Origin of the sequence: Pararhizobium sp. IMCC3301, from assembly GCF_030758315.1 — a bacterium.
Lineage (GTDB): Bacteria > Pseudomonadota > Alphaproteobacteria > Rhizobiales.
Genome location: NZ_CP132336.1, coordinates 2,323,776 through 2,345,836, shown reverse-complemented (window position 1 = coordinate 2,345,836; position 22,061 = coordinate 2,323,776). Strand labels below are relative to the sequence as shown.

Genomic DNA, 22,061 nt, shown 5'->3' with positions numbered 1-22,061 from the left:
CTCTATTTCGCCCGGGGGTCGAAGAACTGGTAGAGCAGGTCCGACAGAACATTGAACAGCACGAAAACAAGTCCGACTACCACCGTTCCTCCGAGAACCGCATTCATGTCGGCCGACAACAGGGCCGTGGTGATATAGGAACCGATTCCCGGCCAGGAAAAAATGATTTCGGTGAGCACCGAACCTTCCAGCAGGCCGGCATAGGACAGGGCAATGACAGTGATCAGCTGGACGCGGATGTTCTTGAAAGCGTGGCCCCAGATGACCTGACGTTCCGACATGCCCTTGACCCGCGCCGTGGTGACATATTCCGCCGATAATTGTTCAAGCATGAAGCTGCGTGTCATCCGGCTGATATAGGCCAGCGAATAATAACCCAAAATCGAAGCCGGCAAAATAATATGCGAAACCGCGTTCCAGAACACGGTCATGTCGCCGGCAATGGCGCTGTCGATCAGTATCATTCCGGTTCGGGTCGGGACCAGGCCGTCATAGAAAAAATCGAGCCGACCGGGGCCACCGACCCAGCCCAGAATTCCATAGAAGATCAGCAGACCCATCAGCCCGAGCCAGAAGATCGGCATGGAATAACCGACAAGCGCGACCACACGTGCGGTCTGATCGATCCAGGTGCCGCGCCGGACTGCGGCCAGAACGCCAAGCGGAACGCCGAGCACGACGCCCATGATGGTGCCGATGGTCGCCAGTTCCAGGGTTGCCGGGAAAACCCGGATAATGTCGTCAACCACTGGTCTTGCGGTGAGCAGGGATTTTCCGAAATCGCCGGTGAATACGTCTTTGACATAGTACCAGAACTGAATCAGCAGAGGCTTGTCCAGACCCAGTTTCAGATAGGCGGCGTTATAGACGTCCTTGGCGGCACGTTCGCCGACAATCGCCAGCACCGGGTCTACCGGCATGACCCGGCCAATGATAAAGGTAATGAAAATGAGACCGAGCATAGTGACCAGAATGGTCAGCGCTATTTTGCCGGATTTAATCAGGGCAGGCGGAAGGGGCACCGCACGGCGTCCCTTCCCGATATCGCTCAATGCCATATTGGCGAACCCTTATTTGGTGACTTTCCAATAGGCCGCTGCGGTGATTGCAGCCCCGATTGAAAAGCCCTGCACATTGTCTTTGCGGGCGGTCTGCTCGATTTTCTGGAACATGATCCCGAAGGGCGATGTGGCCTGGTGTTCGCGCTGAATCTCGCGATACATTTCAGCGCGTTTTTCGCGGTCATTCTCGACAACGGCGGCGGCGGTTTTTTCGGTCATTTCCGGGATATCCCAGGCATTACGCCAGGCCAGGAAACCGGTATTTTCGGCCGCATCGGAATTATCCGGGTTCATCGCAAAGGTGGCTGCATTGGTGTGGGGATCTGGATAATCAGGACCCCAGGCGCCAAGATACATGTCCAGTTCACGGGCCCGGTAACGCGCCAGAACCTGTTTTGCGGTGCCGACCGTAATATTCAGCTTGATGCCGGCCTGGGCAAAATTGTTCTGCAGCGCCTGGGCGATTTCAATGCGCTCCTGGGCCTCGCGCACGCCAACTTCTATTTCAATGCCGTCGCCATATCCGGCTTCTTCCATCAGACCCTTGGCTTTTTCGATATTGAGGCTGTAGGGCGTTTCATCAATCGCTCCCAGATAGGTCTGCGGCAGGAAGGCTTGCTGAATAGTGTACTGGCCATTCAGGAAGCTGTCCCGCATCCCTTCATAATCGACCAGATATTTGGTGGCTTCGATGACTTTCGGGTTGGACAGGGCTTCATTCTTCTGATTCAGCGAATAATACATCAGCCGGCCACGCAACTCGCTGTCGACCGTGATGCCTTCCGCACTGGAAATGCCCGCCACATCCTCCGGGTTGAGGTTTCGCGCCACATCAATGTCGCCACGCTCCAGAAGCAGGCGCTGAGTGGCACTTTCCTGAACATGGCGGACAATGACACGCTCCATGGCAGGCGCACCGCCATAATAGTCCGGATTGGCCAGCATGGTGACCGATTCATTGGCTTTCCAGACCACATCCTTATAAGGGCCGGAACCGGCTGTGTTGATCTTCAGCCATTCATTGCCCAGATCACCGTCGACATCATGTTCCATCGCGACTTTGCTGTCGACAATGCCGCCGATTGTGGCTGTCAGGCAGTTGAGCACGAACGAAGTGGCGTAGCGCTTGTCGGTGGTGATTTTCAGGGTTCTGTCGTCTGTCGCAACGATGGTTTCAGCGATATTTTCCGGCGTGAAACCGAACTGGGTGAAAATAAAACTCGGTGTTTTATTCAGCGTTACAGCGCGGCGCAGGCTGAACTCTGCATCCTTTGCGGTGACCGGGTTGCCGGAGTGAAATGTCACGCCTTGCCGCATGGTGAAGGTAATGGTCATGCCATCTTCGGAGACTTCCCAGCTTTCTGCAAGGTCAGGCTGGTATCCGGCGGCAAGGTCGGCAGGGTCGAAATTGACCAGCCGGCCGTAGACATTGCGCAGCACGTCTGAACCGGCAAATTCAAAGCTTTCCTGCGGATCAAGAGTGGTGATGTCATCAATCCGGTTGGCGATGATCAGCATGTTGGCTGGCGTTTGGGCAAATGCCGGCAGCACTGTGGTAGACGCGATTGCGCCCAGCGCAACACCGGCAACCAGTGTTTTCATGAGTTTCATAGAGGCCTCCTTCAAAAATAGATAGAACCGGGACGATGCCCGTTCATGGCATCATCCCACGCTACTTTGTTCGAAGATGCAAGGCCGGAGTCTTTGATGGTTGTCCAGATTGTCTGACGCAGTGCTGGATTCCTGTTGCCGGGATCGAGCTTGTTTCAGTCAGGCACACCTGCAACATGGCCCCTCAACATGGCTGTTGGTACGCACTTATTCACCCCAGGTTTTTCGCAGAACCCGGAGCCAGTTTCCGTAGCATAGTTTTGCCATAAGCTCCTCGCCATAACCATGGTCTCGCATGGCTTTGCGCAACACTGGCAGCCCGGTCACATCGCCAATTGGCTGGGGCACAATTGCGCCGTCGAAATCCGAACCGAAGCCAACCCGGTCTTCACCCAGCCTGTCGATCAGATGGTCGAAATGGCGCAGAATGATGTCGAGCGTGGTATCAGCAGTCATCTGGCCGTCTTCGCGCAGAAAAGCGACCGCAAAATTCAGGCCCACCATACCGTCGCTTTCGCGGATGGCGGCTAATTGCCGGTCAGTCAGATTGCGCGCAGTGGGGCAGATTGCATGGGCATTTGAATGGGTCGCAACAAGCGGCGCATCTGTCAGGGCCGCCACATCCCAGAACCCCTTTTCGTTGATATGGGACAGATCCAGCATGATTTTTCGGGCGTTGCAGGCCCGTATCAGATCTTTGCCGATGGCGCTCAACCCATCTCCGGTATCCGGATCGCTGGGATAGCGGAACGGCACACCATGGGCAAAAATCGTAGGCCGGCTCCAGACCGGGCCGAGTGAGCGCAGGCCGGCTGCATAAAATACGTCCAGTGCGGCAAATTCGGGATCAATCGCCTCCGCTCCCTCAAGGTGAAATATGGCAGCCATCTGGCCGGCTTCGATGGTCTGGCGAAGCTGGGAGGCGGTTCTGCAGATGGTGAGTGCGCCGGCCTGTTCGAGGCGCAACAGGCTGGCGGCTTCCGACAGCGCAACCTTCAGCGCCTGGCCCTGTTCGATAGCTGGCGGCAGTTCAATATCGTAACTCGGTTTGGCCATCTGTTCGTAGCGGAACGCCTTGTCCACCGGTGAAGACACCCAGACGGCAAAAAACCCGCCGGAAAACCCGCCAAGACGAGATCTTGGCAGATCGACATGGCCGGTATCACCTTCGATGAAATAATGCTCCGGATGCGGCTCCCCCTTGCGCAGCAGCTTGGTCAGAACATCATTGTGGCCATCAAAAATCGGGGGTTTGGTCTGATCGATCATGCAGCGCTACTTTTCCGCAGGCCTAATATGGTGCGGGCCTCTGCCGGTGTTGCCGCCTCGCGCCCGTGCTCATGACAGATATCAACCAGCCGGCTCACCAGAGCGGCATTGGAGGGCGCAAGTGTGTCTTGGTCCATGCGCACATTATCTTCCAGGCCGGTCCTGGCATGGCCACCTTCGGCCACACACCATTCGTTCATGGTTATCTGATGGCGGCCAATTCCTGCTGCGCACCATGTTGCCTCAGGCATCAGCCGCTGCGTGGTCTGGCGATAAAAATCAAACACAGCCCGGTCGAGCGGCATGGAGTTTTTGACACCCATGACGAACTGCACATGTGGTGGCCCGTTAAATTGCCCAGCGGCCAGCATGTCCGCCGCCTTGAAAATATGGGACAGATCAAAGACTTCGATTTCGGCGCGAATATCGTGCTCCAGCATTTCTCCGCTGAGCCAGTCGACCAGCTCGGGAGAATTTTCATAAACCCGGGTGGGAAAATTGGTCGACCCGACTGTAAGCGACGCCATATCCGGCCGCAGCGGAAGCATGCCGCCGCGCTCGCGCCCGGCACCGGAGCGGCCGCCTGTGGAAAACTGCAGAATGAGACCGGGGCAATGTTTCAGCAGGCCTTCCTGAAGCCGGGCAAATCTTTCGGGATCAGAGCTTGGTGTTCCGTCTTCATTTCGCACATGGCAATGGGCGATGGACGCTCCTGCATCGAATGATTCGTGGGTGCTTTCGAGCTGTTCTGAAATCGAGATCGGAACAGCCGGATTGTGAGCTTTGCTGGATACCGAGCCGGTAATCGCCACGCAGATTATGCACGGCTCCTGAGTTTTGTGTTGTGGCATGTTCTCTCTGGGATGGATGACGGATCACATATGTTGAAAACAGTCAGCGGCAAAAGTCCAGATAATTGCTCAGAAATCCGAAATACTGTTGCAATGTCAAATCTGACTTCAGCCTGGAACCGGGCGCGGGAACAGGTGATTTTGAACTCCGATTATGTTGTGCCAGCGGTTGACCTGGCGTCCTCATCCGGTGTTAATCTATGGTTAATTCGACAAAGGCATTGGGGGCGCAAAGCAAGGATTTGAATTTGCGTATAGTAGCACTTTTCCTGATTGCCCTGTGTGTGTCTGTTCCCGGAGTGTCTGCACAGTCCAATGAAACCGTAGCCTATGTTCAGGAAGCGCTTCAGGAGCTCGGGTTTGACCCAGGAACGGCAGATGGTGCCTGGGGGCGGAGAACCCGCACTGCGCTGAATGCATACCGGGCCACGCTTGATCTGCCTGAACAGCAGGATATTTCCGGATCCTCGCTGTACAATCTGCATCGCATTGTGGCTGCTGGCCAGACGCTGCCTTTTCCCGGGCAAATCCTGGAAGATTTTGCGGAGCGTCAGGCCTATCTGCAGGAGAATGAGGCCGTTCGGTCCCGGCAATGCAACAATCGGCAGAATCTGCGGCAGGTGACTGCAGACTGGGCACCGGTCACGCGGTTCTCGGAATCGGACGTGTCTTTCGCTGCCGGTGTCACTGCCGGTGTCACTGCAGGTCTGGGGCCAGGTCAGCAGGACTGGGCTTTGGCACTGGCAGAAGGAATTTCGGTGACGACGGCCAATTGCGTGGCGGGGGATGCCGGTCAATGTGAGGTGCTGTGGTCCTATATTCAGAAATGGCCACAAGCAGATGCTCTGATCACCACGACCAGGAAGGTAGAAAATTCCGAGAAATTCGCAAACACAGCATGGCTCGCGAATACTGTCCTGCAGCCGCTGATATTCGCAACCGCCGTAGTTGCGCATATCAGCAATCCTGCGCTGGAGGAGCAGGCGCCAGTGCTTGACTGGCTGTATGATCGCGTCAACCAGTTTTACTTTGTCTCCACGAAGAACGATATTGTCGGAGATATGGACAATACGATCGCCAGAAACCAGGCTCTGGCAGCGGTCCTGCCAAGCATGACGCTTGGTGCATTTCTGGGTGATGTGGAACTGTTTGAACGGGGGTTCCCCCAATTCGAGGCAGCTCTGCTGAACCAGCGTGCCGATGGCAGTTTTCCAACTGAAACCAAACGCGGCTCAATGGCTCTGTCCTATACCGGACTGAAACTGTCCTATCTGTTTGCCCTGGCGGAAATCGCAAAGTCTCAGGATTTCGATCTGTATGATGTGCGCTGGCCACGGGGGCAGGATCTGCATCGTGCTATCACCTACACTCTGCGCGGCTGGTCGAACTGGGACACCCATGTGCTGAAATATGCGCGTGCCAATGATGCGGCCCCAATGACCCCCAGCAGCCCGGTGGCGACGGATTTTGCCGCCAGTTTCGGCTGGCTGCCGGTCTATATGCGCCGGTTCGGCTCACATCCGAATGTGTCGCTGATGAACGGGCTGACACTTGATCCGGTGGTGTGTTCGCCGGCACATATTTCCGAAGGCCGGTCAGATGCCGAATGGTGTCAGATGGCAGGTGCACCGCCCCTGACATTGCGTGCCATGTTGCTCGACAATACGCAGAAAATCTCAGTGTTCAATCCCGCCATGGGCTTCAACGCCGGATGCTTTCTGGCTCGCTCTGACGAGCTGTTTTAGACATTCTGAGACTAAAGTGGGATAAGCAGTGAGTTGAATTGCCGCACCGGCAGGTTATTTCACATATCGTGAAGCCGTACACCAGCCAGCTGATTTTGTAACAGGTATCAAAAAAACCTGACTTCGGCGATTCAATCGGGAGTGAACTTGAAAACACAAGTCGTCATCATCGGCGGTGGGCCTTCCGGTCTGTTGTTGTCCCAGCTGCTGGATCTTGCCGGTGTCGACAGCGTCGTGCTGGAGCGGAAGAGCCGTGACTATGTCCTGTCGCGAATTCGCGCCGGCGTGCTGGAACAGGGCCTGACGGATCTGCTGCGCAAGGCTCAGGTCAGCACACGGATGGACGCGGAAGGCAAGATTCACGACGGTTTTTGTCTCGCTTTCGGCGGCCAGACATTGCGCATCGATCTGAAACGCCTGACCGGCGGCAAAACCGTAATGGTCTATGGCCAGACCGAGTTGACCCGTGACCTCTATGAAGCACGCGACGCGTTAAACGGCACCATATTGCATGAAGTCGAGGATGTGGTTCTGCATGATCTTAAATCCGCATCTCCCTCTGTCAGCTTTCTCCACGCTGGCGAGCGCCAGCGCATTGCCTGTGACTTCATTGCCGGTTGCGACGGATTCCACGGCGTCAGCTGCACTTCCATACCGGCCGAAGTGCGCACAGAGTATGAAAAGACATTCCCGTTCGGATGGCTTGGCGTGTTGTCGCGGACCCGTCCGGTGGACGATGAGTTGATTTACGCCCGCTCGCCGGAAGGTTTTGCACTGTGTTCCATGCGCTCCGACACGTTGAGCCGCTATTATGTCCAGTGTCCGCTGTCAGACAGTGCGGAAAACTGGTCGGATGACAGGTTCTGGAATACACTGTCCCGCCGCATTCCCGCGCATATTGCAGCGCGGCTTGAAACCGGACCATCGATTGAAAAATCGATCGCACCATTACGCTCCTTCATCTCGGAACCGATGCGTTTCGGCCAGTTGTTTCTGGCCGGTGACGCCGCTCACATTGTTCCCCCCACCGGTGCCAAAGGTCTCAATCTGGCTGCTTCCGATATCTTCTATCTCAGCACCGCTCTGATTGATTTTTACCAATCCGGCTCCAATGCCGGGTTGCAGACCTATTCGCAGACCGCCTTGTCACGGGTCTGGAAAGCGTCGCGGTTTTCGTGGTTCATGACCGAATTGCTGCATGATTTTTCGCAGACCGACAGGTTCGGGGACCGTATGCAGGATGCGCAGCTGGATTATCTCGTCGGTTCCGAAGCGTTACAAACTTCGATAGCGGAAAACTATGCCGGGCTGCCCTATTGAAGGCGTCCCCAGTGCCCAGTGCGCCGAAACGTGAGAAACGCTGGGCAGGCAGTCAGACAGGGTTAATAATTGTTTAATAGCGCCGCACGGCAAAAATATAATCTGTTAAGTAGTTATTAACCTTTACACGCTACCTTAAAGTGTGTCTGGATGTTCCAGACCGGCAGATGGTCACTCCCCCATCTGTTTGGATGCCTCCCTGTTAGACTTAAAGAGCCGCTCCCTCCCGCGGCTCTTTTTTTTGGCAATGGACCGCATTGTGCCAGCCTCCCCAGAATTTCGCCAGAATTTGGCCAGAATTTGGCCAGAGCTCGACCAGAAGCTTGCCCGGAGCTTGCCCGGTCGGGCCGTCCGCTGTGTATATTAACAAAGAATTGACACAAATTCGCGTCTGTCTTGCGTGCAGGCCGCCGCCACCTCATAGTGATTTTTTGACACTTATCTGGCAATCATTGATCATGAGGACGGATTCCCGGTCGAATCCATCATATTTGAGCAAAGAAATCATGACGCGCAACGACAAGACGCCGAAGAGCCGGGCTGCCATCGCCATAGCACCGCGTATTGCGGAAACCGAAGGCTTTCTGACGCTGTTCAATAGTGGCATGCGGTTGATTGAAGAAACCGCGTCCTATCTGGACGGTCCCGGACGGTCGGTGTCCAAGTCGCTGTCGCGGCTCGGATCGGTTGCCTATGCCAGCGAATCAATGCGCCTGACGACGCGCCTGATGCAGATTGCATCATGGCTTTTGCTGCAAAGGGCGATCAATGAAGGTGAAATGAGTAACAGCCAGGGCATCGATGAAAAGGCAAAGGTGCGCCTTGGCGGCCTGCAGCCGTCCAGAACCGGAGCTGGCTGGGATGAATTGCCGACGGAGTTAAAGGAACTGATTGAGCGGTCGGGGCGTCTGGAAGAGCGTGTCCGCCATCTGGATATCGGAATGGGCGGGCGGTCATTCGGTATCAGAGCGCCAGTATCTGAACCGGTGGCGCGCGATGCGCTGGCTGACCAGATGGCACGCCTCAGCGCTGCCTTCCAGCCATCAGACAAAACCTGAAAAAAACCCGCACCGGATAAAATCCTGCACGGGTATTTTCAATTCGGCTGGCGCTGAATTATTTGCCGATGAAACCGCCAAATTTATTCTTGAAGCGTGACAGACGTCCGCCACGGTCGAGCAATTGCTGGCCACCACCTGTCCAGGCAGGATGGGAGGTCGGATCGATATCAAGGCGCATTGTATCGCCTTCAGCACCCCAGGTGGAGCGTGTGGTGTATTCCGTGCCGTCTGTCATTACCACATTGATGGTGTGGTATTCGGGATGTATATCAGCTTTCATGAGCCTCAAACTCCAATTGTAATGGGGGCGGACATCGCCTTTGATGCGGTATGTCGCAAACTAAAAATCGGGCATAGCGCCCGATCTGTGCAAAACTCGCCGTTGCTATAGGCCAATCCGGTGGGCTTTCGCAAGCCAAAATGACGAAAATCTCCGCTTGCCAAGCGGATTTACCGCAAATGATCGCGATATTGTGATGAGACGACGGGGTATGAGAACCAGTTTTGCGGCGTGTTGTCGCTTGCCATTGATCAGCATTCGTTGGAAAAGGCAGTCCATATTCCCAATTTTGAATGAATTCAGATGACCGATCAGACACCGAACAGCCAAATTCCTGCAGCGGACAGCAGTCAATCCAGTGCGAACGGCAAGGGCCGTGTCAGTTCATTGGCAATGGTCCTGCCCTATCTGAAGACTTATCGCAAACGGGTGGGTTTTGCGATTGTGGCGCTGACAGTGGCTGCCGGCGCGACACTTGCGGTTCCGTTGGCCGTGCGCCGGATGATCGACTTCGGTTTCGATACGGACAACAATGCGCTGATTGACCAGTATTTCGCGATGCTGGTTGTGCTGGTCGGATTTCTGGCTGCGGCCAGCGCAGCACGGTATTATTTTGTGTCCTGGCTGGGAGAACGGGTGGTCAGTGACATCCGGCGCGATGTTTTCGCCCATGTCATGCGGCTCCATGCGGGCTTTTTCGATACCTCCAAATCCGGTGAGATTATCTCCCGGCTGACAGCCGATACGACACAGATCAAATCCATTGTCGGCTCCAGTATCTCCATTGCGCTGCGCAATTTCTTCCTGTTTGTCGGTGCGGTCATCATGATGGTGATCACCAGTCCGAAACTGTCTTTGCTGGTGCTGGCGGCGATCCCGCTGGTGGTGTTGCCGATGGTGGCTTTCGGGCGCAATGTGCGCAAGCGCTCCCGCGCGGCGCAGGACACGCTCGCGGATGCGACCGCCTATGCGGCGGAAGCCATCGGCGCGGTCCGCACCCTGCAGAATTTTACAGCGGAAAAACGCAGCTCCGCGCGGTTTGCAGCTGCGGTGGACGATGCTTTTGAAGCTGCGCGTGCGGCTGTTGGTGCCCGTGCCGCTCTGACCGCCTTCGCCATATTCATGGTGTTTGCCAGTGTCGTTGCGGTTTTGTGGTATGGCTCGCAGGATCTTCTGGCAGGCAATATCACCGCAGGCGCCTTGTCGCAATTTGTGCTGTATTCGGTGTTTGCTGCCGGTGCGCTCGGCGCCTTGTCGCAAATCTGGGGCGAAGTGGCGCAGGCGGCCGGCGCTGCCGAACGGCTCGGCGAGTTACTCGCCATCAGACCCGAGATCGCCGCTCCGGCAGAACCGCTGGTGCCGGAGAGTGTTTCAGGCGCCATATCGTTCCGCGATGTGTCCTTTGTCTATCCGGGCGCGCTGGAAGCGCCGATCCTGCACAACATCGACATTGATGCGGCTCCCGGCGAGACGATTGCGGTCGTCGGGCCGTCAGGCGCGGGCAAGTCAACCTTGTTTTCGCTGCTCACCAGGGCCTATGACGCCACCGGCGGTGTGGTTGCTCTGGACGGCACCGATATCAGGATGATGGACCCTCAGGAATTGCGCCGGCATTTGTCAATTGTGCCGCAGGAAACCATGATATTCGGCGCCTCGATTGCCGAGAATATCGCTTTGGGAAATCCGGATGCGGACCGGGGCGCGATTATCGAGGCTTCCAAAGCGGCCAGAGCGGATGAATTCATCGTCAGAATGTCCGGGGGATATGACGCCGTGGTCGGCGAGCGCGGCATCACCCTGTCCGGTGGCCAGCGCCAGCGCATCGCCATCGCCCGCGCGATCCTCAAAAATGCTCCTGTGTTGCTGCTTGACGAAGCCACAAGCTCGCTCGATGCGGAAAGTGAAACTCTTGTGCAGCATGCCCTGGAGCGGCTGATGCAGGGCCGTACAACGCTGGTCATTGCGCACCGCCTGGCGACCATATTGAAAGCTGACCGCATTCTTGTCATGGAGGCGGGACGAATCGTCGAGACCGGAACGCATCAGTCGCTGCAAAAACAGGGCGGATTATATGCAAGGCTGGCAGATCTGCAGTTTCAGGACGCCATCGCCGCCGAATAGACCTTGATTGCGTCCTGAATGTTCAGACCACCGGAAGCCTCGCGCCAAAATCGCGCTCCGGTGTACAGGCAGCTTCGATACGCAGCGCCTGTCGTGCGCCATCGGAAACCGGCCGCCATCCGAGGATGCGCCAGGACCAGTCCCATAGTTCAGTTGTGTTATTCTTGTCGACGACCAGGACACCAGGCAGAGAATACGACCTGCCTTGCGATCCTCCAAGACCGAGATAGCGCGCCTGCATGGCGACAAAGGTCAGTTCCCACAAGGAGCGTATGGGCGCATACCGGGCGACGCGGTTCTGGCTGGCATATTGCACACAGAACGGGTTGCCATCCGCTGTTTTTTCGGCCTGATACAGAACAAAGCGGGCCGTGCCAAACAGGATTGCCGGACTGAGCACCAGCAGCAGCAGAGCAAGGCGCAGCATCACAGGACCGGCCTTCCGCAAGGTCTGTGACCGCGGCAAAATCAGCGCTCCGTCAATTTCAACTCGATGCGCCGGTTGCGGGCCAGCGCTTCGGCACTGTCGCCTTCGTCAATGGGTTGAAACTCACCGAAACCTGCTGCAACCAGCCGGTTGGGCGGTACACCCCGTTCCACAAGATGTTCGACCACAGAAATCGCACGGGCTGCTGATAATTCCCAGTTGCTTTTAAAGCTCGCGCCGCTGACCGGGCGGGCGTCGGTGTGACCATCAACCCGCAGCACCCAATTGATATCGTCGGGAATCTGGCTGCGCAATTCCAGAAGTGCATCTCCAAGCTTATTCATTTCCGCAGAACCCGCAGCTGTCAATTCATCGGCTCCGGATGAAAACAACACTTCGGACTGGAAAACAAACCGGTCTCCCACCACCCTGATATCGGAGCGGTTGCTGAGAATTTCGCGCAAGCGGCCAAAGAAGTCGGAGCGGTAACGCGACAGCTCCTGAACCCGTTGCGCAAGGGCAACATTGAGACGGCTTCCCAGATCGGCAATCCGGGTCTGGCTTTCCCGGTCGCGGTCCTCCGAGGCCTCAAGAGCGGTCTCCAGCGATGCAATCTGACGCCGCAAGGCCGACAATTGCTGATTGAGCAGATCAACCTGGGAGCGGGTCCGTTCGGAGAGCTGGCGCTCCTCATCAAGGTTCGCCCTGGCTTCCTGCAACTCCGCGTCCCGGGCGGCTGTGGTGCCGGACTGATCAGCCAGCAGTTCCTCAAGTCGCCGTTTTTCCTGTTCCGTATCTGCCAGGCTGGATTGCATCATTGACAGGCTTTCCTTCAGATCACTTTGTCCGGTACGCTCCAGAGCCAGTAATTCCGTCAGTTCCGATATTTGTGACTGCAGCCGGCTGAGCAGTGTATCGCGACCGGAAATCTCCTGGCTGAGGAAAAATTGCGCCAGCATGAACAAAGACAGCAGGAAAATCATGACGAGGAGAAGCGCGGCCATGGCGTCGACAAAGCCGGGCCAGTAATCTCCGCGCACCACCCGTCGTCTTGATCTCGCCAGCGCCATTGTGTTTTACGCCCTAATCGCCATCACGTTGACGGTTGATCTGCACCAGCGCTTCCAGCAGATGCCTGACCTGATCGTGTTGCTCAGACTGGGATTCAACCCAGCTGCGCACGACCTGCTGTTCTGAACGCATATGCTGAACAAGGCCCTGGATGCCTTCGGCGAGGCTGGCCATGGCAGCGCTGGTTGACTGGGTGCCGCTGCCGGAATCGTGAGCCATTGTCCGGGTCAGCTTATCGATGGCAATACGCAGATCTTCTGTCATCAGAGCATTGGTGCCGTTGCCGTCCATGGAAGGCTCTTCCAGATCCGCAACGGTTGACAGCCAGTCTTCCAGATCGGTGTAGAATCGGTTCTGGGCCTGTCCGGCCTGCAAATCCAGAAAGCCGAGAACAAGGGACCCGGCGAGACCGAACAGAGAGGAGGAAAACGCAGTGCCCATGCCGGACAGAGGGGCTTCCAGCCCGGTTTTCAGATCTTCAAAAATGACACCGGCATCGCCTGACCCGACATTCAGCGACTGGATGGTATCGCCAACCGAGCCGACAGTGCGCAGCAAACCCCAAAATGTGCCGAGCAGGCCGAGAAACACCAGAAGGCCAGTGAGATAGCGCAGAATTTCACGCGATTCATCAAGCCGGACGCCAATCGATTCCAGAACCGAACGCATGGTCTGCTGACTGATCGCCATGGCGCCGAGTCGATCCCCCAGCATGGCAGCCATCGGTGCCAGCAGAATCGGGGGTCTGGCATATTCGATATTCGGGTCAGAGCGGCGAAAGCCGTTGACCCAGTGCACTTCGCGAAACAGCAGCAGCACCTGCCGCAACGATAACAGCACACCGACGAATAAAACCACCACGATGACGCCGTTCAGCCCCGGATTGCTGACAAAGGCTGTAAATATCTGCTGGTACAGAATTAATGCCAGAAAACCGACGATGACCAGAAAAATGATCATCCGCCAGAGAAACACCTGCGGCGATGAAAGCCGATAAGGATCGTAATCACGCGCCATAAACGCTCACACTCCATCAGACACCATCCGGCCAGCTGTCTGTCATGACTGCCCTTGGCCAGCTCAGCCCTTCGACGGGCCGCGATTCAAGGAATTATGATTTAATCATCTTCCTCATTCCCCAAGGAATAGCGCGATTTTGTGACCAAGCAAAAGGACATTTCGACATTGACGCCAATTAAGCCCGCACAGCTTGTGAAAAAGTTGCTACTTGCAAATCATTCTTAACTGCAATAATCACTGGTATGAATTTTTGCTGCTTTTCGGGATTTTCCATGCGTACTGTGATTCTTGTGGCTGCCGCCTGGGTGATAATCGGGTCCGGCGTCGCCGCTTCTGCGGCTGAAAAATTCAAGGTCGTGACCACATTCACGGTCATTTCTGATATGGCCCAGCAGGTCGCAGGCGATGCTGCGCTGGTTCAGTCGGTAACGAAACCCGGTGCCGAAATTCACAATTATCAGCCAACGCCGCGTGATATTCTGAAGGCCCAGGACGCTGACCTTGTGCTGTGGAACGGCTTCGGTCTGGAATTGTGGTTCGAACGGTTTTTCAGGAATCTGCGCGGGGTTCCCAGCGCTGTCGTCAGTGACGGTGTCGAGCCGATCGGGATCGGCAGCGGACCGTATGAGGGAAAGCCCAATCCCCATGCCTGGATGTCGCCGGTCTCAGCCTTGATCTATGTCGAAAATATCCGTGCTGCGCTGGCCACTCATGATCCGGAAAATGCAGCGGTCTATAATGCAAACGCCGCCCGTTACAGTGCGACACTTGACGAAACCCTGGCACCATTGCGGGCGCAATTGGCGGGCATCGCGCCGGAGAAGCGCTGGCTGGTAACCAGTGAGGGAGCATTTTCCTATCTGGCTCGCGATCTGGGCTTCAAAGAGCTGTTTTTATGGCCGATCAATGCGGATGCGCAGGGGTCGCCGCAACAGGTTCGTGCCGTGATTGACAAGGTGCGGGCCGAAAATATCCCGGTTGTGTTCAGCGAAAGCACGGTTTCCGACAAACCGGCGCGGCAGGTTGCCGCGGAAACCGGTGCCCGTTATGGCGGCGTTCTGTATGTTGACTCCCTGTCAGAGGCTGACGGGCCGGTCCCGACCTTCCTGGACATGCTTCGGGTGACGGTGGAGACGGTTGCCAAGGGATTTTCTGATGAATAGTGATGTGGGCCAGCTTGAGGCGGCAGAGCCTGCAGGCCTGTCCGTGGAAGGTGTCAGCGTTGCCTACCGCAACGGACACACGGCATTGCATGATGCCAGTTTCAAGATTCCCTGCGGCAGCATCACGGCACTGGTCGGGGTCAATGGCAGCGGAAAATCAACCCTGTTCAAGGCCATAATGGGGTTCGTTCCGATCAGCCGGGGACGAGTCCTCATTCTTGGGGAAGATGCCAAACGCGCGTTGAAACGCAATGTGGTCGCCTATGTTCCGCAGAATGAGGAAGTCGACTGGAACTTTCCCGTTCTGGTGGAAGATGTGGTGATGATGGGGCGCTACGGCCACATGAATTTTCTGCGCATACCACGGCCGATAGACCGGCAAAAGGTTGATGAAGCGCTAAACCGGGTCGGCATGTCAGCCTATTCCCAACGCCAGATCGGGGAATTGTCCGGCGGTCAGAAAAAAAGGGTGTTTCTCGCCCGGGCGCTGGCACAGGAAGCCAGAATTATTCTGCTTGATGAACCCTTTACCGGTGTCGATGTCACCACCGAGACCACCATTATCGATCTGATGCGCGAATTGCGCAGTGAGGGTCGGCTGATGCTCGTGGCGACGCATAATCTGGGATCGGTACCGGATTTCTGCGACCGCGTTGTGCTGATCCGAGGCACCATTCTTGCGGCCGGACCGACCGAACAGGTCTTCACCCAGGACAATCTGCAGAATGCGTTCGGCGGCGTGCTGCGCCACCACGTGCTCAGTGGCGCTGATCTGCATGATGACGATGATGCACGGCAGGTGACGGTGATCACCGATGATGAACGCCCCTTCGTGCTGTATGGCGAAACCGGTGCGGCGCATGAAGAGCCTCACATGCCTGAGACAAGCGAGGACAAGCGCGGATGATCGAGTTGCTGTTGGAGCCGTTCCAATATGGCTTCATGCTGAAGGCGATGTTTGTCAGTGCCCTTGTCGGGGCCGTATGTGCCTTTCTGTCGGCCTTCCTGATGCTGAAAGGCTGGTCGCTGATCGGTGATGCGCTGTCCCACGCTATCGTCCCCGGAGTGGCCGGCGCCTATATGCTGGGATTGCCCTTTGCTCTAGGCGCCTTTTTTGCCGGCGGGCTGGCCGCGGGCGCGATGCTGTTTCTGAATCAGCGCACCAAATTGCGCGAAGACGCCATTATCGGGATGATCTTCACAAGTTTTTTCGGGCTCGGCCTGTTCATGGTGTCGCTGTCGCCGTCGTCGGTCAACATACAGACCATTATTCTCGGCAATGTGCTCGCCATCAGCACCCTTGACACGATTCAGCTGGTTCTGATCGGCGGCATCTCTCTGGCTATTCTGATGGTGAAGTGGAAGGATCTGATGGTGACATTCTTTGATGAAAGTCATGCCCGCTCGATCGGTATTAATCCGAGCGCCATGAAGGTGCTGTTCTTTACTCTGCTGAGTGCCTCCACGGTTGCTGCGCTGCAGACTGTCGGGGCCTTTCTGGTGATTGCGATGGTGGTAACACCCGGCGCTACGGCCTATCTGCTGACAGACCGCTTTCCCCGCCTCATCGCCATTGCCGTCGTCATCGGCACCGTGACAAGCTGGGTCGGAGCTTATGGCAGCTATTACATTGATGGCGCCACCGGCGGTATTATCGTTGTGTTCCAGACGCTGATTTTTCTCGCTGCCTTTGTATTTGCCCCTAAACATGGAAGGCTCGCTGCCCGCAGGCGCGCCACTTTGAATGCTGAACACCATGCTTGAGTTTTTCTGGGTGCCATTTTCATTTCCGTTCATGCAGCAGGCATTTCTGATTACGGTCCTGATCGCCGCAGCAGCAGCGCTGTTGTCGTGTTTTCTGGTGCTGAAGGGATGGGCGCTGATGGGCGATGCCGTGTCCCATGCGGTGCTGCCCGGTGTGGTGGTGTCCTTTGTGCTCGGCATCCCCGTTGTGGTCGGTGCCTTTCTCGCCGGAATGCTGTGTGCGCTGGCGGCCGGCTATATTCAGGAAAACAGCCGGGTCAAACAGGATACGGTCCTGGGCGTGGTGTTTTCCGGCATGTTCGGGCTTGGCCTGGTGATGTATCTGAAGGTCGAAACCAATGTCCATCTGGATCACATCCTGTTCGGAAACATGCTGGGCCTGACGCCTCAGGATATTGTTCTGACCAGCATAATCGCGATTTTCACCATGGTGGTGATACTTGCAAAGCGACGGGATTTTCTGCTGTTTTCATTTGATCCGCAACATGCCGGTGCCATCGGTCTGCCGGTCAGGGTGCTGCATTATGGCCTGCTGATGCTGCTGTCGCTGACCGTTGTCGGGGCGCTGTCAGCCGTTGGCATCATTCTGTCGATTGCCCTGGTGATTGCGCCGGGATCAATCGCTTTTCTTCTCACCGACCGGTTTGACCGGATGCTGCTCTATTCGGTGCTGATCGCAGTGTTCAGTTCGATCGTCGGCATTTTTGCCAGTTTTCATCTGGACAGTGCTCCGGCACCGACCATTGTCGTGCTGATGGCACTGCTGTTCGTGGTTGTGTTTCTGCTTGGTCCAAAAAGCGGCGTGCTGCGCAAACCTGCCAGCTTTTAAAAAAAGAACGCAGTGTTGCTTAACATTTGGGCGCGTCATCGGCCAGCAGGCCCAGCCTGCTGGCATGCAGTGCAGCTTCAGCGCGGTTTGAGATTTCCAGCTTGCGATATACCGATTTGATGTGGGTGATGACGGTACTGTCTGCCAGCCCGAAGGTTTCGGCCACTTCGGCGACACTCAGTCCGCGCGCGATCAGGCGCAGCACTTCGGTCTCGCGTTTGGTCAGCTTGGCGGTCACCTCGTAATTCGGCCCGGTCAGCTGAAAATGACGCATGATGCGCCGCGCGATCTGGGGGCTGAGCGGTGGGACCCCGGTCAGCAAAAGGCGCAACTGGTGTTCCAGCACATCCTCCGGTTCACTCTTCAGCAGATAGCCCTGTGCTCCGGCGGCCAGTGCTGAAACGATCGCACTGTCGGCGGCCATCACGGTGGTGACAACGGTCATACATTCAGGCTGATCCTGTGCCAGACGCCGTAGCAGGGTCGTGCCTTTGCCATCGGGCAGGCTCAAATCGACCAATGCGAGATCAAAGGCCTGACGCGCACAGGCATGTTCCGCACCGCGCAGCGTGGCTTCTTTGGTAATGTGCGATTCCGGAAAAATCCTGGCGATGATCTCGGCCAGCCATTCCCGTGACTGGCGCACATCTTCAAGAATAAGGATGTCACGAATCATTGTGCCACCTGACTGCGCAAGACGTCCGGATATAGTGGCAGGGTGAGCTGAATGCGGGTGCCGGTTTTTCCCTCTTGCCGGTTGCCAATCTGGCTAAATCCCATCAGCACGGCAGCACGGTCCATGATGTTGGGGATGCCGTGGCCATCTCCCGCCCGAGTCTCATCAAGCAACCCCTTGCCGTCATCCTCGATATCAAGCGCGATTTCGGAATTGTTCAGAGAGATTTTGATCCACACTGTTTTTGCGCCGGAGTGGCGCAATGTGTTTGACACCGCCTCGCGCAGTATTGAGCGCAGGCCGTTGACCAGTTCAAAGGGAATAGTCGGCCCGTTATCGTTCGTCGTGCAGGCCGGTCCGGCCCATGTCAGCGTGACCCCGTGGGCCTCCAGCCGTTGTGCTGCTTCCGTGCGCAGATCGGCAAGCATCGGCAGCAATTCGAATTCGGCCTGAAACCCGTCATTGATGATGGCGCGCAGGTCACTCAAACTGTCGCGCAACAGATCATCCTTGCGCGACACTTCACGCGAATGCAGGGCGCTCAGCAATTGCGCGCCGATATTGTCATGCACATCGCGGCTGATCCGGTCGCGCTCCAAAATGACACCACGCTCATAGGCGCGGCGGCTGTCGGAGGCCAGATCATGCATCTGCAGGATATTTGCCGCGACCTCGACATCATCACGGGAAAACAGACGGCGTCCGCGCTGTGCATAGCGCAGGCGGCGCGGTTCCAGTCCCTCGATGCCGGGGATCAGCAGGGCCAATCCGTCTTCGTCAATTCGCGGGGCGTCTACCTTCTGGCCAGCCATATCCGGCGGCGCCAATGGAGCGAAAACATCTGACAACAGGGCATCCCAGCGGAGCGCATGTTCGCGATTTGTTGGTGACAGGGCCGTGCCAACAATGGCTGCCATGCGCCCCTTCAACGATGCAGACCGTCGGTGCACAAGAAATTTCAGCAGCAATTGGCGCAAGGGAAAATACAGGAACCCGGCAATCAACAGCGCCGCCCCAAGTGACAGCCAAGGCTGTCCCTGCAAAAAGCGGATCAGGAGTACATCCAGAACCAGGATCAGGATCATCCCGCTTAACCAAAGCCAGATGTAATAGGACCAGCGATCCAGATTGAACACTTTGTAGCGCATGATACCAAGTGCCAGGCCGACATGCATGATGTTGAAGAAGGCAAAGGCGATGCCCTGCGGTACGTATCCCGTATCCGTGATGCCAAGGGTCGCGGGCGCGGAGCTCAGAAAGATGAAAAGCGAGCAGCCCACCAGTGACACCAGGATGAACCAGCGCAACCCGGCACGGTTCAACGGCTCGCGCCGGCTGAGATACCACTGGATTATGCCAAGGACGAGAGCGATCAGCATTTGCGACAGGACCGAATATCCAACAATATTGTCAGGCCCTGTACTGAAAAAATTCAATATGATGGCGATGCCATAAAGTCCGGCAGGGATCAGCAGCCAGACTGGACGGAACATTGGCTTGGGATACTGCGAAAACAATCCGACCAGGGCGATTCCGAATGAAATGGCACCGAAGGCATTGATGCCGGACAGGATCTGGAACAGGGCACCATCCAACGCGATCTGGCGGGTTGAGTAAATCGCTGCAGCGTTGGCAAAGACCGGCACAAAGAGCGCTGTCAGCGCAAACATCCGGGCGCCCCAATCATCGCGGCGCAGGCTGATCACCCAACCGCCGATGAACAACGATACCAGCCCCACTCCTAGCTGAAACCAGAAGGTCCATGGCAGGTCGGCAAGGTCGCGTTGCCGCACCTGAAAATTGTTCTGTTCTATGGTCCCGTCAGGCAGCAAATAACGAATGCTGAGCTGTTGCCGGTCCAGTTCAGCGCGAATCAGCGTCTGCCGTTCGCGAAATTCCTGAATCGCGGCATAGCTGCCCAACTGATCCGGTTCTTCGACCAGATCGCTTGCAATAATCTCAATGTCCCCGACCCTGGCCGGGACAGCGCCAACGGGCAGATCAAGCTGGGGCTGAGACAGTGCTACCAATATGCTGGCTATGGACAACGCGATGCCCAGCAGGACCACGCCAAGAAACAGATAGGCCGGTGAGACTTTGTTGTAAAATGCGCTCATAATGACGGAATATTCCCTGCCGTAGAAAAGTAAATCCCCCAAACAGGGGACCACGTAGCTTGAGACGAAGGTTTGATTCCGACAAGTCCAATTCAGCACCTGAGCTGCATTTTTTTGCATTGCCCTGCGTGGCAACAGAAAATCCGGTGTTCAGCCTTAGGCACAGAAAAACCCGGGTTCCATCAGATGCCTTTGAGGCAGTCATGGCCCATGAGAGGCGAGACAAGTCTGCTTGTGAGGGGCAGCTTTAATTGTGGTCTTCGGGAAAAACAGGAAGAGGCGCACAGGCCACTCCCTCTTCGAGCAATTCCTCAACTTCGTCAGCGCTGGCTTCGCCGTAGATCGGCCGCTCATCGGCTTCGTTGAAATGGATTTTGCGGGCTTCTTCGGCGAAGCGGGTGCCGACATGTTCTGAATTTGCAATGACATTGTCACGCCATTGCTTCATCGCCTGCAGAACCTTGCCTTGCAATTCCGCCGGCATTGCAGAAATAGCCTCCTGCGGATTCCGGGCCATAGGAACCGGTATTGGCGTTTTCGCTGCGGCGGGGCGCGGCTGGGATTGGGCATCTGATGCAAGGTCTCTCTCGCCCTGTGCCGGACCTTCACCGCCAGATTCCATGGTCCGATTGGATTTTTTCGGCACGGACGGTGTCATCAGGGCTTTTTCAACAGTGGTCGTGCCGCATTGCGGACAGGCCAGCAAGCCACGTTTCTGCTGGGTCTGAAAATCCTCTCCCGAGCGGAACCAGCCATCAAAGCGGTGAGCATCCTTGCACTGCAGCGAAAAGCGGATCATGCCGCTGCGCTTTCGCTGATAATCTGCAGCTCAACGGACCGGTCGGCCGTCAGGGCCGGTATCTTGCGGCGCGCAGCATCGGCCAGTCCAGGCTCAATCTCGGCGACAATCACAGCTTCATTGCTGCCATCGGCTTCGGCCAGGATAGCACCCCAGGGATCGACAATCATCGAATGACCAAATGTTTCGCGGCCATCCTGATGGCTTCCCGCCTGGGCCGCTGAGACCATGAAGGCAGCGTTTTCGATGGCCCGTGCGCGCTGAAGCACATGCCAGTGCGCCTCACCGGTCTGGCGGGTGAAAACGGCAGGTGTGCCCAGAACTGTTGCTCCGGCCTGGGCGTAGGTGCGAAACAGTGCGGGAAACCGCAGATCGTAACAGATCGAGATGCCGAGCCTGACCGCTGTCCCCGCGACCATCATATCCACCAGCCTGGCCTCTGTGCCGGGACGATAGGTTTTGGATTCGCGCCAGCTTTCGCCATTGTCGAGATCCACATCGTACATGTGAATCTTGTCGTAAGTAGCGGCAATCCGGCCGTCCGGCCGGAACAGGAATGCCCGATTGGCAATCGTCGGACCGCTTTGCGCGCGAAGCGCGATCGCCATGGAGCCGATATGCAGCCAGATTTTCAGATCTTTTGCCAGTTGCGAAAATGCGCTTACAGACGGATTTTCATTCTGCGGCGCAATGGCGGCTTCAAGCGCGGCCCGATCCTTTTCGACAATCGTGGTCATCTCCGGGGTCTGGACATAGTGTGCGCCCGCTGCCGCAGCCGCGCGAATCAGATCTGTTGCCGCAGTGACATTCGGCGTCACTGCGGTGCCGGAATTCATCTGGATACAGGCGGCCTTGAATGCGTGTCGGGACATTTCA

General features: G+C 56.5%; 20 protein-coding genes. 8 read left to right on the top strand and 12 right to left on the bottom strand.

The window, feature by feature from the left end; genetic code table 11:
• Positions 1-2 precede the first annotated feature (2 nt).
• The 4 genes from RAL88_RS11365 to RAL88_RS11350 form a co-directional block, all read right to left on the bottom strand.
• On the bottom strand, positions 3-1,058 hold the full coding sequence (locus RAL88_RS11365) for an ABC transporter permease (RefSeq protein WP_306263449.1): 1,056 nt from the start codon (positions 1,056-1,058) through the stop codon (positions 3-5).
• Between the two features lie 12 nt (positions 1,059-1,070).
• Positions 1,071-2,672 carry an ABC transporter substrate-binding protein gene (locus RAL88_RS11360; RefSeq protein WP_306263448.1) on the bottom strand — a complete coding sequence of 534 codons (1,602 nt, stop codon included), beginning with the start codon at positions 2,670-2,672 and terminating at the stop codon, positions 1,071-1,073.
• A 207-nt stretch (positions 2,673-2,879) separates the two neighbouring features.
• Complete coding sequence (locus RAL88_RS11355) at positions 2,880-3,941, bottom strand: dipeptidase (protein WP_306263446.1); 1,062 nt, start codon at positions 3,939-3,941, stop codon at positions 2,880-2,882.
• Positions 3,938-4,792 (bottom strand): 3-keto-5-aminohexanoate cleavage protein, encoded by an 855-nt coding sequence (locus tag RAL88_RS11350; RefSeq protein WP_306263443.1) that lies wholly within the window; start codon positions 4,790-4,792, stop codon positions 3,938-3,940. The genes RAL88_RS11355 and RAL88_RS11350 overlap by 4 nt, the downstream gene beginning before the upstream one ends.
• A gap of 248 nt (positions 4,793-5,040) precedes the next feature.
• Here RAL88_RS11350 and RAL88_RS11345 point away from each other — a divergent pair, with 248 nt between their 5' ends.
• The 3 genes from RAL88_RS11345 (at position 5,041) to RAL88_RS11335 (ending at position 8,915) form a co-directional block, all read left to right on the top strand.
• Positions 5,041-6,537 (top strand): alginate lyase family protein, encoded by a 1,497-nt coding sequence (locus tag RAL88_RS11345; RefSeq protein ID WP_306263441.1) that lies wholly within the window; start codon positions 5,041-5,043, stop codon positions 6,535-6,537.
• 147 nt (positions 6,538-6,684) lie between these two features.
• Positions 6,685-7,857, top strand: coding sequence for a 4-hydroxybenzoate 3-monooxygenase (gene pobA, locus RAL88_RS11340; protein ID WP_306263439.1), 1,173 nt, complete (start codon positions 6,685-6,687; stop codon positions 7,855-7,857).
• A gap of 506 nt (positions 7,858-8,363) precedes the next feature.
• Positions 8,364-8,915, top strand: a complete 552-nt coding sequence (locus RAL88_RS11335; RefSeq protein WP_306263438.1) for a DUF1465 family protein — start codon at positions 8,364-8,366, stop codon at positions 8,913-8,915.
• 58 nt (positions 8,916-8,973) lie between these two features.
• Here the strand turns inward: RAL88_RS11335 and rpmE are convergent, their stop codons facing one another.
• Positions 8,974-9,198 carry a 50S ribosomal protein L31 gene (rpmE, locus tag RAL88_RS11330; RefSeq protein WP_306263436.1) on the bottom strand — a complete coding sequence of 75 codons (225 nt, stop codon included), beginning with the start codon at positions 9,196-9,198 and terminating at the stop codon, positions 8,974-8,976.
• A 303-nt stretch (positions 9,199-9,501) separates the two neighbouring features.
• Here rpmE and RAL88_RS11325 point away from each other — a divergent pair, with 303 nt between their 5' ends.
• Positions 9,502-11,319 (top strand): ABC transporter transmembrane domain-containing protein, encoded by a 1,818-nt coding sequence (locus RAL88_RS11325; RefSeq protein WP_306263434.1) that lies wholly within the window; start codon positions 9,502-9,504, stop codon positions 11,317-11,319.
• A 22-nt stretch (positions 11,320-11,341) separates the two neighbouring features.
• On the opposite strand, the gene RAL88_RS11320 is transcribed toward RAL88_RS11325, so the two are convergent.
• Genes RAL88_RS11320 through RAL88_RS11310 form a run of 3 tightly spaced genes read right to left on the bottom strand, consistent with a single transcriptional unit; the run spans position 11,342 to position 13,834 of the window.
• The gene (locus RAL88_RS11320; RefSeq protein WP_306263432.1) at positions 11,342-11,746 is read right to left on the bottom strand and encodes a hypothetical protein; all 405 of its coding nucleotides are present in this window, start codon (positions 11,744-11,746) and stop codon (positions 11,342-11,344) included.
• A gap of 41 nt (positions 11,747-11,787) precedes the next feature.
• Entirely contained in the window at positions 11,788-12,816 is a 1,029-nt protein-coding gene (locus RAL88_RS11315) for a peptidoglycan -binding protein (protein WP_306263430.1), read from the bottom strand.
• A gap of 13 nt (positions 12,817-12,829) precedes the next feature.
• Positions 12,830-13,834, bottom strand: a complete 1,005-nt coding sequence (locus RAL88_RS11310; protein WP_306263428.1) for a flagellar motor protein MotA — start codon at positions 13,832-13,834, stop codon at positions 12,830-12,832.
• Positions 13,835-14,109: 275 nt separating this feature from the next.
• Here RAL88_RS11310 and RAL88_RS11305 point away from each other — a divergent pair, with 275 nt between their 5' ends.
• Genes RAL88_RS11305 through RAL88_RS11290 form a run of 4 tightly spaced genes read left to right on the top strand, consistent with a single transcriptional unit; the run spans position 14,110 to position 17,593 of the window.
• The gene (locus RAL88_RS11305) at positions 14,110-15,000 is read left to right on the top strand and encodes a metal ABC transporter substrate-binding protein (protein WP_306263426.1); all 891 of its coding nucleotides are present in this window, start codon (positions 14,110-14,112) and stop codon (positions 14,998-15,000) included.
• Positions 14,993-15,907: a manganese/iron ABC transporter ATP-binding protein gene (locus RAL88_RS11300; protein WP_306263423.1), complete on the top strand. Its 915-nt coding sequence runs from the start codon at positions 14,993-14,995 to the stop codon at positions 15,905-15,907. Before RAL88_RS11305 ends, RAL88_RS11300 begins: the two co-directional genes overlap by 8 nt.
• Complete coding sequence (locus tag RAL88_RS11295) at positions 15,904-16,764, top strand: metal ABC transporter permease (protein ID WP_306263421.1); 861 nt, start codon at positions 15,904-15,906, stop codon at positions 16,762-16,764. The genes RAL88_RS11300 and RAL88_RS11295 overlap by 4 nt, the downstream gene beginning before the upstream one ends.
• Positions 16,748-17,593, top strand: coding sequence for a metal ABC transporter permease (locus tag RAL88_RS11290; RefSeq protein WP_371932177.1), 846 nt, complete (start codon positions 16,748-16,750; stop codon positions 17,591-17,593). The genes RAL88_RS11295 and RAL88_RS11290 overlap by 17 nt, the downstream gene beginning before the upstream one ends.
• A 19-nt stretch (positions 17,594-17,612) precedes the next feature.
• On the opposite strand, the gene RAL88_RS11285 is transcribed toward RAL88_RS11290, so the two are convergent.
• The 4 genes from RAL88_RS11285 to RAL88_RS11270 form a co-directional block, all read right to left on the bottom strand.
• A complete protein-coding gene (locus RAL88_RS11285) occupies positions 17,613-18,269 on the bottom strand; it encodes a response regulator transcription factor (RefSeq protein WP_306263418.1) in 657 nt (218 codons plus the stop codon).
• A complete protein-coding gene (locus RAL88_RS11280) occupies positions 18,266-20,386 on the bottom strand; it encodes an ATP-binding protein (RefSeq protein WP_306263417.1) in 2,121 nt (706 codons plus the stop codon). The genes RAL88_RS11285 and RAL88_RS11280 overlap by 4 nt, the downstream gene beginning before the upstream one ends.
• Positions 20,387-20,633: 247 nt before the next feature.
• Positions 20,634-21,185, bottom strand: coding sequence for a DUF1178 family protein (locus tag RAL88_RS11275; protein ID WP_306263416.1), 552 nt, complete (start codon positions 21,183-21,185; stop codon positions 20,634-20,636).
• The gene (locus RAL88_RS11270) at positions 21,182-22,057 is read right to left on the bottom strand and encodes a carbon-nitrogen hydrolase family protein (RefSeq protein WP_306263414.1); all 876 of its coding nucleotides are present in this window, start codon (positions 22,055-22,057) and stop codon (positions 21,182-21,184) included. Before RAL88_RS11270 ends, RAL88_RS11275 begins: the two co-directional genes overlap by 4 nt.
• Positions 22,058-22,061 lie beyond the last annotated feature (4 nt).

Excerpts from the sequence above, each read along its gene's own strand:
- RAL88_RS11365 (WP_306263449.1), bottom strand. The coding sequence starts at position 1,058 with ATGGCATTGAGCGATATCGGGAAGGGACGCCGTGCGGTGCCCCTTCCG.
- RAL88_RS11360 (WP_306263448.1), bottom strand. The coding sequence starts at position 2,672 with ATGAAACTCATGAAAACACTGGTTGCCGGTGTTGCGCTGGGCGCAATC.
- RAL88_RS11355 (WP_306263446.1), bottom strand. The coding sequence starts at position 3,941 with ATGATCGATCAGACCAAACCCCCGATTTTTGATGGCCACAATGATGTT.
- RAL88_RS11350 (WP_306263443.1), bottom strand. The coding sequence starts at position 4,792 with ATGCCACAACACAAAACTCAGGAGCCGTGCATAATCTGCGTGGCGATT.
- RAL88_RS11335 (WP_306263438.1), top strand. The coding sequence starts at position 8,364 with ATGACGCGCAACGACAAGACGCCGAAGAGCCGGGCTGCCATCGCCATA.
- rpmE (WP_306263436.1), bottom strand. The coding sequence starts at position 9,198 with ATGAAAGCTGATATACATCCCGAATACCACACCATCAATGTGGTAATG.
- RAL88_RS11325 (WP_306263434.1), top strand. The coding sequence starts at position 9,502 with ATGACCGATCAGACACCGAACAGCCAAATTCCTGCAGCGGACAGCAGT.
- RAL88_RS11320 (WP_306263432.1), bottom strand. The coding sequence starts at position 11,746 with ATGCTGCGCCTTGCTCTGCTGCTGCTGGTGCTCAGTCCGGCAATCCTG.
- RAL88_RS11315 (WP_306263430.1), bottom strand. The coding sequence starts at position 12,816 with ATGGCGCTGGCGAGATCAAGACGACGGGTGGTGCGCGGAGATTACTGG.
- RAL88_RS11310 (WP_306263428.1), bottom strand. The coding sequence starts at position 13,834 with ATGGCGCGTGATTACGATCCTTATCGGCTTTCATCGCCGCAGGTGTTT.
- RAL88_RS11305 (WP_306263426.1), top strand. The coding sequence starts at position 14,110 with ATGCGTACTGTGATTCTTGTGGCTGCCGCCTGGGTGATAATCGGGTCC.
- RAL88_RS11300 (WP_306263423.1), top strand. The coding sequence starts at position 14,993 with ATGAATAGTGATGTGGGCCAGCTTGAGGCGGCAGAGCCTGCAGGCCTG.
- RAL88_RS11295 (WP_306263421.1), top strand. The coding sequence starts at position 15,904 with ATGATCGAGTTGCTGTTGGAGCCGTTCCAATATGGCTTCATGCTGAAG.
- RAL88_RS11285 (WP_306263418.1), bottom strand. The coding sequence starts at position 18,269 with ATGATTCGTGACATCCTTATTCTTGAAGATGTGCGCCAGTCACGGGAA.
- RAL88_RS11280 (WP_306263417.1), bottom strand. The coding sequence starts at position 20,386 with ATGAGCGCATTTTACAACAAAGTCTCACCGGCCTATCTGTTTCTTGGC.
- RAL88_RS11275 (WP_306263416.1), bottom strand. The coding sequence starts at position 21,185 with ATGATCCGCTTTTCGCTGCAGTGCAAGGATGCTCACCGCTTTGATGGC.
- RAL88_RS11270 (WP_306263414.1), bottom strand. The coding sequence starts at position 22,057 with ATGTCCCGACACGCATTCAAGGCCGCCTGTATCCAGATGAATTCCGGC.